Origin of the sequence: Vibrio salinus, assembly GCF_021272385.1 — a bacterium.
GTDB classification, from domain to species: Bacteria; Pseudomonadota; Gammaproteobacteria; order Enterobacterales; family Vibrionaceae; genus Vibrio; species Vibrio salinus.
Genome location: NZ_JAJSDZ010000010.1, coordinates 774,853 through 790,498 on the forward strand (window position 1 = coordinate 774,853; position 15,646 = coordinate 790,498).

At 41.6% G+C, this 15,646-nt stretch carries 13 protein-coding genes and 1 tRNA gene; 4 read left to right on the top strand and 10 right to left on the bottom strand.

Annotation, left to right across the window (positions count from 1 at the left end; all coding sequences use genetic code 11):
• Window positions 1–6: 6 nt before the first annotated feature.
• The 3 genes from LRQ06_RS17095 to manA all read right to left on the bottom strand — a co-directional run bounded on the left by LRQ06_RS17095 (window position 7) and on the right by manA (window position 3,334).
• The gene (locus LRQ06_RS17095; protein ID WP_232768253.1) at window positions 7–1,413 is read right to left on the bottom strand and encodes a PTS fructose transporter subunit IIBC; all 1,407 of its coding nucleotides are present in this window, start codon (window positions 1,411–1,413) and stop codon (window positions 7–9) included.
• 11 nt (window positions 1,414–1,424) lie between these two features.
• Complete coding sequence (locus LRQ06_RS17100) at window positions 1,425–1,865, bottom strand: PTS sugar transporter subunit IIA (RefSeq protein ID WP_232768254.1); 441 nt, start codon at window positions 1,863–1,865, stop codon at window positions 1,425–1,427.
• A 236-nt stretch (window positions 1,866–2,101) separates the two neighbouring features.
• Complete coding sequence (gene manA, locus LRQ06_RS17105) at window positions 2,102–3,334, bottom strand: mannose-6-phosphate isomerase, class I (RefSeq protein WP_232768255.1); 1,233 nt, start codon at window positions 3,332–3,334, stop codon at window positions 2,102–2,104.
• A gap of 386 nt (window positions 3,335–3,720) precedes the next feature.
• Between manA and LRQ06_RS17110 the strand changes: the two genes are divergently transcribed.
• On the top strand, window positions 3,721–4,563 hold the full coding sequence (locus LRQ06_RS17110) for a helix-turn-helix transcriptional regulator (protein WP_232768256.1): 843 nt from the start codon (window positions 3,721–3,723) through the stop codon (window positions 4,561–4,563).
• Window positions 4,564–4,578: 15 nt separating this feature from the next.
• Here LRQ06_RS17110 and LRQ06_RS17115 read toward each other — a convergent pair whose 3' ends face one another.
• Both LRQ06_RS17115 and LRQ06_RS17120 read right to left on the bottom strand, forming a co-directional pair.
• Entirely contained in the window at window positions 4,579–5,355 is a 777-nt protein-coding gene (locus tag LRQ06_RS17115) for a PTS sugar transporter subunit IIA (protein ID WP_232768257.1), read from the bottom strand.
• A gap of 8 nt (window positions 5,356–5,363) precedes the next feature.
• Window positions 5,364–5,666, bottom strand: a complete 303-nt coding sequence (locus LRQ06_RS17120; RefSeq protein WP_232768258.1) for a PTS fructose transporter subunit IIB — start codon at window positions 5,664–5,666, stop codon at window positions 5,364–5,366.
• Window positions 5,667–6,001: 335 nt separating this feature from the next.
• Here LRQ06_RS17120 and LRQ06_RS17125 point away from each other — a divergent pair, with 335 nt between their 5' ends.
• Window positions 6,002–7,873 carry a fructose-specific PTS transporter subunit EIIC gene (locus tag LRQ06_RS17125; protein ID WP_232768259.1) on the top strand — a complete coding sequence of 624 codons (1,872 nt, stop codon included), beginning with the start codon at window positions 6,002–6,004 and terminating at the stop codon, window positions 7,871–7,873.
• A 378-nt stretch (window positions 7,874–8,251) separates the two neighbouring features.
• Here LRQ06_RS17125 and LRQ06_RS17130 read toward each other — a convergent pair.
• Window positions 8,252–8,342 (bottom strand) — tRNA-Ser (locus LRQ06_RS17130).
• 322 nt (window positions 8,343–8,664) lie between these two features.
• Between LRQ06_RS17130 and LRQ06_RS17135 the strand changes: the two genes are divergently transcribed.
• Window positions 8,665–9,342 carry a MaoC family dehydratase gene (locus LRQ06_RS17135; RefSeq protein ID WP_232768260.1) on the top strand — a complete coding sequence of 226 codons (678 nt, stop codon included), beginning with the start codon at window positions 8,665–8,667 and terminating at the stop codon, window positions 9,340–9,342.
• A gap of 52 nt (window positions 9,343–9,394) precedes the next feature.
• Here LRQ06_RS17135 and LRQ06_RS17140 read toward each other — a convergent pair whose 3' ends face one another.
• Both LRQ06_RS17140 and LRQ06_RS17145 read right to left on the bottom strand, forming a co-directional pair.
• Window positions 9,395–11,140 carry a methyl-accepting chemotaxis protein gene (locus LRQ06_RS17140; protein WP_232768261.1) on the bottom strand — a complete coding sequence of 582 codons (1,746 nt, stop codon included), beginning with the start codon at window positions 11,138–11,140 and terminating at the stop codon, window positions 9,395–9,397.
• A gap of 224 nt (window positions 11,141–11,364) precedes the next feature.
• Window positions 11,365–12,201, bottom strand: coding sequence for a phosphate ABC transporter substrate-binding protein (locus LRQ06_RS17145; RefSeq protein ID WP_373054860.1), 837 nt, complete (start codon window positions 12,199–12,201; stop codon window positions 11,365–11,367).
• A gap of 241 nt (window positions 12,202–12,442) precedes the next feature.
• Between LRQ06_RS17145 and LRQ06_RS17150 the strand changes: the two genes are divergently transcribed.
• Window positions 12,443–12,793 carry a DUF3024 domain-containing protein gene (locus LRQ06_RS17150; protein WP_232768262.1) on the top strand — a complete coding sequence of 117 codons (351 nt, stop codon included), beginning with the start codon at window positions 12,443–12,445 and terminating at the stop codon, window positions 12,791–12,793.
• An 84-nt stretch (window positions 12,794–12,877) separates the two neighbouring features.
• On the opposite strand, the gene rnb is transcribed toward LRQ06_RS17150, so the two are convergent.
• Window positions 12,878–14,884: an exoribonuclease II gene (gene rnb / locus LRQ06_RS17155; protein ID WP_232768263.1), complete on the bottom strand. Its 2,007-nt coding sequence runs from the start codon at window positions 14,882–14,884 to the stop codon at window positions 12,878–12,880.
• 255 nt (window positions 14,885–15,139) lie between these two features.
• On the bottom strand, window positions 15,140–15,418 hold the full coding sequence (locus LRQ06_RS17160; protein WP_232768264.1) for a hypothetical protein: 279 nt from the start codon (window positions 15,416–15,418) through the stop codon (window positions 15,140–15,142).
• Window positions 15,419–15,646: the final 228 nt, after the last annotated feature.

Sequence of the window (15,646 nt, forward strand, 5' to 3'; positions counted from 1 at the left end):
GGATGTTTATGCTTCAATCAGCGTTGCTGCATTACGCATTGCCTCTTTGGTTGAGCATTCAATAATGTTTGAGTTTGCAAAGCGTTGAGCATCTTTGACCTGAATATCGTGAGCCAGAATAACCAGTCTCGCATTGGCTACATCCTGATCGCTGATGCGGTTCTGAATACCATTTTGGCCCTGTGTTTCTACTTTGACCCGGATGCCGGCCGCGGCGCCTGCTTTTTCCAGTGCTTTTGCTGCCATAAATGTGTGCGCAACACCAGACGGACAGCAGGTAACAGCAACGATATCGTATTCGCCATCTCCACTTGCTAATGGTGCTATCGGAGCGGCTGTAGGCTGAGGCGCATTGGTCAGTTCTGCTTCCTTATCTTCTTCTACTACAGGTTTCCAGAAGCCGACGATTAGAGCTGTTGTGAGCGATCCAAGTATGATACCAACAACGTACATCGGTATGTTGCTTGATACGGGAGCAGTAATCAGACCACCCCATGGGGCATGGAGCAATACGTTAGTCAGAAAACCAAATACGCATCCGACGATACCACCTGCAACAATGGAAGGAAGAACTCGTACAGGATCGTTCGCTGCAAATGGAATGGCACCTTCTGAGATACCAATAGAGCCCATGATGGCTGCTGCTTTTCCTGCTTCCTGTTCTTGTTTTGTGAATTTTTTCTTGAATAAGAAGGTTGCCAGAGCCATACCCAGAGGTGGTGTACAGATTGCAATACCAACACCGCCCATCAGCCAGGGTTGAGTATCTACCTGAGTTTGAGCGAACAGCGTTGCTACTTTGTTGATTGGTCCACCCATATCAAATGCGGTCATGCCACCAAGAATGGTTCCAAGTACGACTTTAGAGGCTCCTGCCATAGATGCAAGGAACTCGTTCATCGATGCCATGAAAATTTTGACCGGTTCGCCGATGCCCCACAAAACAATACCTGCGGATATAATGGTGCCGACAAGAGGGTAGATAAAGTATGCTCCAAGCGCTGTCATGTTGGCAGAAAGCGGGGTCTTTTTCAGTTGAAATACCACGCCACCAGCAATGAAACCCGCAACAATACAACCCAGGAAACCGCCGCCCATATCTGCCATGATACCAGAGGATATCATCGCCGGAGCCAGAGCGGGTTTATCTGCAATGGAATAACCGATGAACCCACCGAGAATAATGGGGAATAACACCAGTCCCTTAATACCGATAGCCGAGATATCTGCTAATAAACCGTGAGCGGGAACGGCGCCTTTACCCGATGCCATAACAGCCAGAGCCAATAGTACTCCCCCTGCAACAATAAATGGAAGCATGTGAGAAGTACCAAATAAAAGGTGGCCTTTCATTGTGCTGAGGCGTTTTTTTAAATCGCTGTTACTCGTATTTTGAGCTGTGAGTGTACTCATAATTTTGTACCTTATGAATTAATTAAAACATTTAATATTTGGTGTTTGTCTTTTGAGTTATGAATATCTGAAATAAACTCCTCACTAAATTTTCCGAATAATTCCTGAAGAGCATAAATGTGATGATCAGCATCGTTATCTGGTGAAGCGATCATAAAAAATACTGTTGGTTTGATGCCTTCTTCATCGCCGTATTCGATGCCTTCCCGCTTAACGCCTACGGCAATTGCAGGTATTTTTACCGCTTTACTTTTCGAATGTGGATAAGCGATGCCATCCATTGACGTTACACTCAATATTTCACGTTCACGGATGTCGGTTAAAAATTCTGCTTTGTTGCTGATTCGATTGTTATCAAATAACATTTGAGCTAATTCTTCAAAAACTTCATTTTTATTATTCGCCTGAAGGTTATCTTTAATTAAATCGATATTTGTTAATTCCGTAATCATATTTTTACTCGTTATAATTAAAAGTGATGGTTAAATTTAATTAATATTAAAGCTTTCATAAATAGTAAAAAAAACACAATAACTATACTTTTGTATCATCAGTTTTTAATTGTGACATAGGTCTCTAATCAGTATTTTTAAATAAATGAACTGATATTAACCGACATAAAATAACCAGTAGCAGAACTACTGGTTTAGCGGCATCGTTTGTATTTTTAGTTCAGAAGTATTGATTGTTAGTTATACGCTCTGGCTACCCGGCCTTTGCAATTCATCGTGTACTTTTTTGCGTAGGCAGGGATGAAAACGGACTGTCCTTTGGCTACTTTGCAAGTTTCACCATTCGTGTGAGTTAAAACCAAATCTGAATCCAGCGGTAATAAAATTTCTGCCGTCCGGACACTGACTATCAGCTGATTTGAGTGCGGTACGATGGAGAATTTAAAATCATCAACCGGGGTAGGATACTCTAACATTTCGTTGATCTTGATAGGAGCCAGTAAAAGACTGTCGTATGGCTTCTCGTCGAAGTGAGTACATGAAACCAGTTCATCCACATCAATGTATTTTGGGGTCAGGCCTGCGCGCAAAACGTTGTCTGAGTTTGCCATGATCTCAAGAGCCGTACCTTTCAGGTAAGCATGAGGTGTCTCTGCATCCAGAAACATTGCCTGTCCGGGTTGCAGAGTGATTATGTTTAGCATCAGTGGTGCGAACAGGCCAATATCGGCAGGGTATTGTTTTTCCAGCTCAAGGATTAGATTTAAAAGAGGCTGGTCCGAGATCTTGGCCATTGCCAGTAGAGTAGCGAGTGCCATTTCTTTTTGTTCGCCCCGAAGTGACAGTATGCCAGAAAAGAACGCTGCCAGACCGCCCGGTGTCCGGTTGTCTATTAAATTGTCTACTAATTCTTGCAATTCAGGGATAGCAAGGTCAGAGAAGAAGCTGATAATTTCGGTGATAGGCCGAAAGCCATTCATTGCATGGTACTGGGTTAGTGCGTATACCAATTCTGGTTTGTGGTTTGGATCTTTGTAGTTGCGATTGGCAGCCGTGCGGGGGATACCTTGTTTTTCTTCCAAATCAAATCCCAGCTCTGCTTGCAGTTTATTTGGGTGAACCTGAACAGAAAGGGCTTTTTCAGCTGCAAGGACTTTAAATAGGTAGGGTAATGCACCGAAACGTGTTGCTATTTTTTTACTCAGAAAGGCATTAATATCTTCGGAAATAAGGGAAGAAAGTTCAGTTTCTTTACCGTTGATTACCACTTTTGAGCATCCGTTAGGATGAGTGCCCATCCAGATTTCGGCCTGAGGTTCACCCGTTGGATTTTGAATACCAAACAGCTGGTTAACAGCTGTAGGACTACCCCAGGGGTAATTCTGAATCACATTGTGCATGCAAAAGAATACCGGATGAGCTGTTTGGGTTTGGAATGTTTGTGCCTCGGATATGGTTAAATCAGACATAGTGTCGACCCCTGTAAATATAATTCTTATCTCATAGGTATTTTGAAATTAGCCGGGGAGAGTCTGTAGTGAAGAAAAAATGCATTTACTGGAAGATTGTATCGGCTTAGTTGTAGTGTGATTCAGATCGTCTACTGGTGGTATCGAAACGATGCTCTTTGACAAAGTTAAAAATAATCTGCTTAGTGAATGAAATGTGCTTTTCTGACGTGTTTTATCGGAATTTGGTGTTTGTTTAAGAGATGGAGCATCTGGAAAATTGGTGCGTTAGCTGGATTTTTGTAACCTTAAAATGGAAGTGTGATTTTGCTCAATAGCATAAAATTTCAGCCCGGTGTATATCTATAGTAAATAGCATTATATAGGTATATACAGAGTGTGATTGAATGATTTTTGATGATTTAATTTCTGCAGTATTAAATAAAGAGGAACCATTTCATAATATTTGGTTTGCCGGGGACTTTCACATACCGCCTGAATTTAGCTATCAAGTCAATTTTCCTCGTTTAGAATTAGTTCTTGATGGGGAATACATCAACGAAATTGAAAGTCATGAAAGAAAAGTGACGCATATTATTGCTAAGAAAGGCGACGCGATATTTATTCCACCTAACTGCTGGAATAAGCCGGACTGGGATGCGGATTGTTCTGTATTAAGTATTCTTTTTGGACGCCGTCAGCTCGGATTAAGTTTGGTGAGCAAGCATAAAGGTGAAGACAATTTTTACGATATCCAGAAACACAGCATCCAGACCCGTTCCGGGTTCGCTATTGATAATATCTTAGAAGCACTTAGTTCACTAGCCAGAGAAAATACTAAAAAGCCTATCGATAAACTGTTGCTGCAGGCGTTGCTACAGTACACCAAAACGATGTTGTATTCTTCCTCCGGACATGAATCGCACAGCCGTGTTCAGGATCTTTATCAGGGTATTTGCATTTATATTCAGGAAAATTTTCACCGTCCACTTACGCGGGATAGTATTGCGTCAAGATTCAGTATTTCATCTAACCATTTATCCCGTCTTTTTCGTCAGCAGGGGCATATGACATTGGCCGATTATATTACCTGGGTAAGGGTCGATCGGGCTAAGTTTATGTTAAAAAAATACAATTTTAAGCTTAGTGATGTGTCGGTGCGGTGCGGTTTTAAAGATGTGAATTATTTCTGCCGGGTGTTTAAGAACCGTACAGGTAGAACGCCTACAGAATATCGTGGTTCAAACTAACCATAAGCCTGAACATCAGGCAATCAGTCTCGACATTGCGTACATTAGAAGTGCCTGTAAGTCTACGCTGTTCTTGGTTAAAAGTAAGCGTTCTGCCAGTTGGCCGGTAAGTAAGTTGCGGGTTAAATTTGTTGCTGCAATGATTTGATCTCTGGTTGACAGATCAGGCATCACCAGTGCTATTGCAAGATTAACCTCTCCCATTTGCGATCCCCAGTCAACCGGTTTTTCATTAACGATAACAGCAACAACAATATGGTTAACTCCGGAAAACATGACATGAGGAAGGGCGATTCCCGGGGTGATGCAAGTTGAGGAGCGCTCCTCCCGTTTTATGAATGCAAGAACCAGTTCATCAGGATCTTTAGGGTGAATTAGCTGAGCCAATCCCTTCAAACAGTCAAACTTTGTGAGCTCAGTATACGCTTTGGCATAATGCCATTTAATCTCACATGGTGGGCAGATTTGTGGTAAACGTTCTGCTAACTGGCTGGAAAACTCATAGTTGATATGAGAACCGACTACTCTGAAGTGCTCAGTAATGATGTCTTTGATAACGAAGCAGGCCAGCTCGGCATCGACTCCAATTGCCGTAATTTGGCATAGGTCGCCGTGCTGAAGTTTCGCCTGCATAATTGCCAGAGACCTGGTTAGCTCGGCAATACGGTTTTGAGTTATATTTATAATATATAACGAACTTTTGAATTTTTTGACGACGCGGTTCAGTGGTTGGGTTACATAAGCGCTGGCATTGGTATCGTCAACAAAGAAGGTAATTTGATATTCGTTCATTCGTCGGTTTAGTCGCGGCAATGTACCAGAAAGACTTTGTCTACATTGAGCAAAACATCTTCAATTGAAACCTGTATTTTCCGGGTACCTTCGAATCGGGCTGGTTGCTCAATCTCCATATCGGATACGATCAGAACTCTGTCTGCCTGAGCAATATCATGAGGAGTGAGCTGGTTTTCAATTCCCATAGCGCCTTGTGTTTCTACTTTAATCTGTACGTTATGTTTCGGTGCAGCTTTTACGAGTGCATCTGCTGCCATGTATGTATGAGCAATCCCGGTAGGGCATGCTGTTACTGCTACTATCTTCATATTCTATCCATTTTGTTTTTGAGGATATTAACACAGCCACAACGCATTGGATTGATTTAAGCCGCATAAACGCAAGAGCTCTATCACAGTTTAAATTTCATGTTACATTAATCTAGTCAATGCACTTTTAGTCCTATATATGAAAGGGTGGGCTCTGGTTAATCTAGACTCAAATCATATTATTCAGGTCTGATACGCAAATAATTACCGGGTCAGGATATTTCAGGAACAGAGCTGATATCTTGGGTATTTTTGATCCGGTCATACGCACTCAGACTTAATAAGTTGGTAGCATATGTGGGCATATATTCGAGCATAAAGATTGGAAAGCAGTGATGGATATCAAAAACCTGATTGGTCTGGAAACAATATGTCTGGACTTGAAAGCTCAAACTAAAAATGGCGTGCTGATTGAGTTGGTTGATATGCTTGAGTCCGCTGGCAAACTCAATAGCAAAAGTCAGTTTTTAGCGGATATCTGGAAACGGGAAGCTATCGGTAACACAGGGTTTGACGATGGTATTGCTATTCCACACGCCAAAAGTAGCGCGGTTGTTAAGCCAACCGTTGCGGTTGGAATTAGTCGTAAAGGTATTGACTATGGCGCAGAAGACGACGAACTGTCAGATGTGTTTTTTATGCTTGCTTCGCCTAATGGGGACGATCACCATCATATTGAAGTACTGGCTCAAATTTCGACCAAAATTATTGAAGATGGTTTTGTTGAAAAGCTGAAATTAGCAGAATCGAAAGAAGACGCTCTTGAGATGCTTACTGATGTCCAACCCGGTCCGGAAACATTTCAATCCAATCTTACTGAGTTTACTTCCGAACCGTTAGGTCCCTGGGCACAGCGTTTTGGGAGGATTAAAGAGCATTTGCTGTATGGTACATCTCATATGATTCCCTTTATTGTGGCCGGTGGTGTCTTATTGTCGTTATCCGTAATGTTCTCTGGTCATGGTGGTGTCCCGCAAGACGGAGTTCTGGCTGACATTGCGCAGATGGGGATTGCCGGCCTTACCCTGTTTACTGTGGTACTGGGTGGTTATATTGCTTTTTCGATCGCCGATAAGCCGGGCCTGGCGCCGGGTATGATTGGTTCCTGGATTGCCGTCACCCATTACAATACGGGATTTTTGGGAGCGATTGTCGTCGGTTTTTTTGCCGGCTTTATTGTTTGGCTACTGAAAAAAATTCAGTTGCCGGACAATATGAGTTCGCTTGGTTCGATTTTTATTTATCCCCTCGTTGGTTCCTTTGTCACCTGTGGTGTCGTGATGTGGGTGATTGGTGAGCCAATCGCCAGTGCAATGACAGGAATGAACGACCTTTTGACCGGAATGGCGGGATCAGGCAGGGCTCTGCTTGGTATGGTTCTTGGTGCGATGACGGCGTTTGATATGGGAGGGCCGATTAATAAAGTTGCCACCTTGTTTGCTCAGACTCAGATAAATACACAACCCTGGTTAATGGGAGGTGTTGGTATCGCAATATGTACGCCACCACTGGGTATGGCTCTGGCAACGTTTTTAGCCCCCGGCAAATTTAAACGTGATGAGCGGGAGGCAGGGAAAGCCGCGGGTATTATGGGGATGATTGGCATTAGCGAAGGGGCAATACCATTCGCATCAGGTGATCCGGTTCGGGTACTTCCGGCTATTGTCGCCGGTGGTGTTGTGGGCAATGTGGTTGGTTTTATGTTTCACGTTATAAACCATGCGCCATGGGGAGGCTGGATTGTTCTGCCGGTAGTTGAAGGTAAAATTGGTTATATCATCGGTACAATCGCCGGGTCAGTTACTACGGCATTAATTGTCATTGCCCTTAAGAAAACGGTGACCGAAAACGATTATTATCACGGTCATTCTCAGGTGTGCACTTCCGTTCAGGGAGAAGGCGAGGCGGATGTTTTAGCGGTGACGTCCTGTCCTTCCGGTGTGGCGCATACCTTTCTGGCTGCTAAATCCTTAGAAAAAGCAGCCGGTACGCTCGGCATTAAAATTAAGGTTGAAACACAGGGAGCGAATGGGGTTATTAACCGGATTACGGAGAAAGACATCGAAAAAGCAAAATTTGCCATTCTGGCTCATGATGTTGCAATTAAAGATCCCGAGCGTTTCAAAAACATGAAAGTGTTGGATGTCAGGACCAGAGATGCCATGCTGAATGCCTCGGCACTGCTGAGAGCAAAGAAATATAAGTGATAGGCATTATTATGATCCTTATTTATCCGGTATCTCATCTCTGCCAGGATATAAATAATATCGCATATATATTTTAAAGGTTATGGAAAAATAGATAAGCAAATTGTAGTTAATTGAATTTTGCAGACTAATAAAAGGTTTTGAGAGTTAAATTTTGATTGTTGTTATGTCTGAACCACAGTATTCGTTTTTGATAAGTCACACAATTCACCTGGAACCCTAACTGATGGAGGGAGTTGGTATAGGATGTGCGTGTAATTTATACCAGATGGCTATTTTCGTGGATACATACGTATCACCTTTATGGTTTAGGTGATGTTACTGTAAATGAGAAAATAAAAAAGCCGTTGATAATTAACGGCTTATTTTAATTGGAAGTGGCGGAGAGATAGGGATTTGAACCCTAGATACGCTACAAACGTATGCCGGTTTTCAAGACCGGTGCTTTCAACCACTCAGCCATCTCTCCGTGAGGCCGATATAGTATTTATATATCCCTACGTTGTAAAGGGTGAATTTGTCGTACCGGAACTAATTGATGAATTTATGCTCAAATTACGCATTATTTTTCACAATATTTTTATAAATATGATTTGTTTTTGTGGTTTTATAGTTAATTTGAGCTATTTTTATAAAAGAATAGAAAATGGTGTTTTATTTTTAACTATATGATTTTTAATAAAAATACTACTTTCAGTTAACGTATGTACGCTCGAAAGTGATTGCACAAAGTTGTGAACTGCTTCAAAATTAAAAGCATAACTTTTCTTATGTGTAAGAAAGAGGTCTAGATGAAAGTCGTTGAACTTTTCAAACAACGTGGCGAAATTATAAGTAAGCATCAAGCTGCTCTTGTTGAGAAAATGTCTCCGGCAGTGCGTGAGTACTGGGAAGACCTGTTGACGAGAACAACTAGCTTCCATCTATTTTCGTGGAGTAAAGATTTTTATCAGACTGCGGTAAATGAAGATATTCACATTGAGGAACCTCTGGAACTTAAACCTGCGGCTCAGGAATTATACGATGAGCTTGAGGAAAAAGTTGGAGAAGTCATTCATACCGGTGAATGGCTGGATGTTAGTCAGGACCGTATAAACCAGTTTGCTCAGGTAACGGAAGATACTCAGTGGATACACATCGACCCGGACAGAGCGGCAAAAGAGTCACCATTTAAAACAACCGTTGCTCATGGCTTCTTAACGCTGGCTTTGTTACCCAAATTAACGGATAGTGTTGATCCTGATAATTCACTTTTTCCGACAGCGAAAATGGTTGTTAATATTGGTTTGAATCAGGTTCGTTTTCCGTATCCGATTAAAAGTGGAGACAGAGTCAGAGCGAAAAGTATCCTGACTAAAGTGACTCCAATCAGAAAAGGATTGGAAGTAGAGCGTGAGATTCGGGTTGAAATTGATGGTGTAAGAAGGCCGGGATGTGTTGCTATTTCCGTGATACAACTTCATTTTTGATTTAACCGACAGAATAAAAAAGGGGGTGATTTATTCACCCCCTTTTTTATGGCTAACGAATCTTAAACTGACCGACTATATTAAGAAGTTCTGAGTTGGTATGGGTAAGATGCTGAGTACTTTCCGAGGTGTTTTGTGTGTTCTGACTCAGTTTACCAACCATCTCGGCAATGTCATTCATTGTGCCTTCTACCGATTCTCCAATTTCTTTCTGGTTATTGGCTGAATCGGCAATCTGAGCGACCAGATTGTTGATGATTTCGATGGATTCCACCATGGTATTAAGGGATTGAACGACACGGGTTGTGGTACCCGATGTTATCGAACAGCGATCTTTTGTAGCCGACATTTGGCTGGCAACCTGTTGAGAGCCACTTTTGAGTTGTCCCAGCATTTCTACAATTTCTTCCGTACTTTTATGCGTCCGGGAGGCAAGGGCTCTGACCTCATCGGCTACAACGGCAAATCCCCGGCCTTGTTCTCCTGCTCTGGCAGCTTCTATTGCTGCATTCAGTGCCAGCAGATTGGTCTGTTCTGCAATACCGGTAATTTCATTCAGCACTTTTTCAATATTATCGGCGTAAGACGTCATTTGACTAACGGAATCGGATGTTTCTTCGATTGAATCGGATAGGGTTTGTACACTTTGTAATGCTTCTTCAACAACCTGAATCGAGCCGGTTGCTTCACGATTGGTTAATTCTGTTTGTTGTGCGGTATTGGAGGCATCGGCAAATACGGTGTTAGCCGAGTTTGCCATTTCAATGATCGATGATACCGATGAATTAACCTGCTCTTTAAACGAAAGCAGAGCGTCGCTGTTTTGCAATGTTTGTGATTCCAGCTCCTGAATTTCTGTTGCGATGTTTGTTGTCGATAACTGAATTTTTATTAAAAGTTGCTGCAGGTGTTCGATAAATTTATTGATTCCATTTGCCATATCCCCTAATTCATCTTCTGAAGATACGGTCAGCCTTTGAGTTAAATCTCCGGAGCCTTTCGACAGTTCGCTGATCAGGGAACGCAGGAGAACAACCGGCCTGAACAGGCGGTTTATCGTAACAAGTGACAGTGGCAGAATGATAACCGTAAGAATAAGCAGGAAGAGAGTAATTCTGTGGTTGAGTTCCTGAGTATTCCGGGCAATGACCTGTGGATCGATGTAACCAGTCAGCTTCCAGTTTTTTTTGCCGACGTTAATGTCCATAGATGTGGGTATTAAATCTTTTTTATCTGGTCTGTTCGAAAAAATAACGTGACCGGCAGAGTCAGTCAGTTTCCATGCAGAGCCATCAACAGTCATTTCCTGAAGTAAGGTTTGCATTGACGCCAGATTGACAAAGAAAATATTGGCATTGCCTTTATCCTGACCGACAGTGATTGTGACCATAGGTTTTTTATTTTTGATGAAAACATCACTGATCAATGTTTTTTTCTGCGCTTTTTTGGCAAGGGCTAAATATGGGGCAGTCAGTTTGGTATCATTAACTGCTCCAGTTTTATTGATTAACATTCCGAAAGCTACTTTATAGACATCGTAGAAACCGGTTTTTTGGATGGTCTTTTTGACATCAGTAAGGCCAAAGTTTGATGAGTTTGCCAGCCGGATATCTGAGTCGATAGACTTGATGACTAACGATTTAACCGAGTTCATCTGAGTTTGGATGTATTGCCTGTCTGTCGATGCAATATAATCACTTATAACGTACCGGGAAGCAAAAAAAGCTGTGACGATAGTGACCACTATCATTAGTGCAGACATCAATAATAGTTTTAATTTAAACGAGATCCGTGTCATATACTTACATTCCATTAGAATTATTTTTACTTAAAATTAACAGTAAGCTAACGGCAGATGCAATGAAATTTTTATGAATAATTTAAATTATTTCAGAATGTTATGCCTGTCAGTGCTCATCAGTACCATTGATTGCCCGGTTCTGGTGGACCATAGGAAGGGACTGTAAAAAGGAGAAGGGAAGTGTTGACTTCCCTTATTTCAACTGATTTTTATTAAGGTCTTTATTGTTCAATCCGTGGTATATAACCGTATTCGGTAACCAGTTGTCTAACTCTTTCCGATGTCAAAAATTGAATAAACGATTTTTCGCTCTTATTAATTTTATGCTTATAGTAAAGTGTCAGAAAAGGGCGGGATAACTGGTATTTACCGTTGGCTATATTTTCAACGCTCGCTTCTGTGCCGTCAAATGTCACCGGTTTAATGGACAAATCTACCGAGCCAGTCGAAATGAAGCCAATGGCTTGCGGGTTATGGTTGACTAATGTTTTTACCATACTGTTGCTGTTTACCACCAGGATATTCGGACTGATATCGGAAACCAAATGATCATTGACAACTTTGGTCAGCCCTAACAGGCTTTCAAAGCTGAACCGGGTACCGGACGATGCTTCGCGTGTGACCACTGCAATTTTCTGATCTTTTCCACCAAGCTCTTTCCAGTTCCTGATTTTTCCTTTATAGATATTAAATAGCTGCTCACGGGTCAGGTTGACAACCGGGTTAGAACGGTTGACGACAACTGCGATTCCATCATAGGCAAGCAGGTCAATTTTTAAGTCATCAGACAGCTCTTCTTCAGTAAGATAACGGGAGCTCATGGCAATATCGGAAATTCCCTTTCTCAGCAGAGTAATGCCGGCGGTAGAGCCGACACCTTGCACGGCTATGTAGGTGTTTGGGTGCGTATTGTTATACTCCTCGGCAATAACATCCATTATCCGGGCAACGGACGTAGAACCAGAGACTATAATTTCATCCTGAGCTTGAGCAGGGGCGGACATTAAGGTAAAGAGCAGTTGGGACCCAAATAAAAGGGTAAGGGCTGCACGAATCATCATTCGCTCCATATAATTAAGGGAAGTCGCAGTTTATGAGATTTTGATGACATTTTTGTGAAATCTTTACAGATATAAAAATCATTTAACATCAATTATTATGAGAGACATTTCATATTTTGTATTGAGATTAATCCGTTATATGCCTTATACTCAGATTAATTTTGAAAGAATCAAAAGATTGTTTTTTCCCGAAGGTGGAGATACAGTCTTTTTAATATCTTAGTTAATTGAGGTTCGAATGACCGTCATTAATTTGATGCAACGCCAAATTGAGCATAGGGCTGAGCTGTTATGCCAGAACAGGAATAAAGGATTGCCTGTCGGTATTGGAAAGTGTTGTTATGAGCCAGTTAAAAACGGTGTTCAGTTTATAAAGCATCATTATAAATTAGATTCCAGTCATTCTGATTATTCTACTTTGGTGGCTCGGATCATCTGGGATGAGCCCCTGAAATCGTGGTGTCTGAATGTTCCACATGAGAAAGAGGGAGAATGGATTCCATATCCTTTTTTGTCTCAAAGTGATGATTTGACTGCAATAATCAGAGAAATAGAGAAAGATCCAAAATCAATGTTTTGGAATAGGTAATAATCAGGTTATTTTTCTGACTTGTATTTTCGTTATAAAAAGGGAGCAATTGCTCCCTTTTTATATCATACTCATTTCTTATTACTATGAGTTTTCTGCGGAAGTTTCTTCTGCTTCTTTTGGTGGTTCTGCGAAAACCTGAGTTGGTTTTGCAACGATGTTTCTGTTTTCCTGATTAACTTCTGTGAGTACGATTTCCAGAGAGTCACCTAATTTGTAGACGACTTCTTTATCGATAGATATCGTACCAGCGTCGGCGTTGCAGTCAATACGGGCTTTGTTATCGACGATAAGCGGACCAGGAATAAATGCACAGGCTCCGTTTTCCAGAAGTCTGACCCGCATACCAGCACGGTTAATATCAAAAATTTCTGCCGTATAGGTTGTCCCTTTCTCTGGTTCATTTGCTAAAGTTCGTGCATATAACCAATCACCGACTGTACGCTCTGCAATCTTATGGTGTTTACGGTGAACAGCCAGTTCTTCGCCAACCAGATCATCAGGAACCTGCACCGGTTCTTTACTTAATATGTGTGCTTTCAGCATTCTATGGTTAATCATATCCCCATATTTACGAATAGGCGATGTCCAGGTAGCATATTCTTCAAGACCCATCGCAAAATGGGGAAGAGGTTGGTTTCCGGTTTCACTGTAGCTTTGGAACTTACGAATCCGGTTATCAAGATAAGTGGTATCCTGTGCAGAAAGCCAGCGACGTAGCGCTGAGAAACCTTCAACTGTTGCAAGTGTTTCAGCAGTCTGCGATGTCATTCCATGTTCGGTTATTAACTCCAGAACATCGGCAATTTTATCGGTTTTAAAACCGGCATGAGTATTGAAAACTCCAGTACCAAATGCTTTTTTCAGCGTTTTACCAGCACAGATGTTTGCCGTTATCATGGCTTCTTCAACTAACCGATTGGCGCTCCGGCGCATATCAGCATGAATGGCAACCACGTCATTATCTTCACTCAACTCAAACCGGTAATCCGGGCGATCCGGGAACACCACGGCATTTTCTTCACGCCATTTAGCCCGGGAGGCGGCAAAGGCTTGTAAATCATTAACAACAGCCGAAATAGTGTCGTTTGGTGTCCAACTGTCACAGTTACCGTTTTCAATAAAGTCAGAAACCTGATCGTATACCAGACGTCCGTGAGATTTGATATTAGCAGCAAAGAACCGGATATCATCATTAATCACGCCATCTTTACTGACTGTTACCTGACAACACAGAGCTGGGCGGACTTCACCTTCAATCAGTGAACACAGATCGTCGGCTAAATCACGGGGTAACATCGGAATGTTACGGCCGGGAAGATAGATAGTGTAACCCCGTTCACGAGCTACTTTATCCATTTTATCATCCGGTGTGATGTAAGCTGTCGGGTCTGCGATCGCTATGATCAGTTCAAAATCCCCGGTTTCGTTTTTATGAGCATACAGTGCATCGTCCATATCTTTGGTGGAGTCACCATCAATAGTAACAAATGGAGTATCCGTCATGTCAATCCGGTTCAGGTCCGGATCGTCTTTCTGCTCCCAGTTTTCAATGCCTTCCGGCTCTTTGTTTGGAAGGTCATTTTGTGCCAAAGTGACCCACCATGGCGCAATTTTGTCATCGGCATCAGTGATTTTCTGAGTGATTTCTGAGAAAAAAGTGTTGTCACCTTTTAGTGGATGACGGGTTAAGTTTGCTACAACCCAGTCACCTTCTTTAAGTGATTTTTCATCCAGTCCCTTTCTGGCTCGGGCTTTAATAGGTTGTTTTTTTAATTGCGGATGGTCTGGTGCAATGCTTATTTTCCCTTTATTCATAACAACCCGGCCAATAAAACGGGTTAATGAAGGCTCTAACAGCTGTTCTGGCTCAGCAACTTCCCTTTCTTTTTCGGTACGGATGATTGCCATGACTTTATCACCGTGCATGCATTTCTTCATATACGGAGGTGGGATGAAAAAACTGGTTTTATTGTCTACTTCTAAGAAGCCAAAACCTCTGTCGGTAGCTTTAATAAAACCTTCTTTTTTCGGAAGATTTTCCTGAATCTGTTGCTTGAGCTGAGCAAGTAAAGGGTTATCTTGGAACATTGTAAATTTACAAACCTATGATTTTTATGGGAACTGTTGATTCCAAACTAAATCCTTAAAACCCATCCCCGTAACATAAGTGTAAAAGGAGTCATTATGGGAATAGTTTTTGAGGAAATGTCTCAGTAAAACGGGTATTAGATCGCATTGTACAAGGTAAAATCAGGAAAGTATATTCTTCATCCCGTGGGAATTACTGAGCCGGTTTTTTATCGTTAGAGATACTTATAGAAGATGTTCCCGTTTTCTGAGAAGTCAGTTGGTGATGGTTTGTAATTTCATAAGACTTTCTTTTGTGAGTTCTTGTTTTCCACGGATGAATCTTTTTTCGGGCGCCTGCTGTATGTATTCAGAATCACCAACATAAATCCAGTACCAGCCGTAATCATTAGGTGAATATTGTTTGTGCAGTCCGCATTTTGAGCAAAGGTCAAAGTAGAGCTGCATGCATTCTCCACCTTTTTGATTATCATTTCGGATAAAAGAGTTTTTGAGTAGATTAGCTAATGAAATTGATGATAAAAAACAACGCATTATTTACCTCCTGAATATAAGGAAGAGTCTTGGTGATAAGCTTTTCATGAAAGGAAAGCCTGATAAGATTTTAGAGTGACAGCACCAACAGTTCCGGTAATCAGGTTAACAAAAAGGTTAGCGATGATTTTAAGGATAATGTCAAATTTTTTGTTGATAATTATAAAACTTATTGCGTATGAGGATCAAAAATAGGAGGTATTTCATTGAATAAATTGATGTCTTACC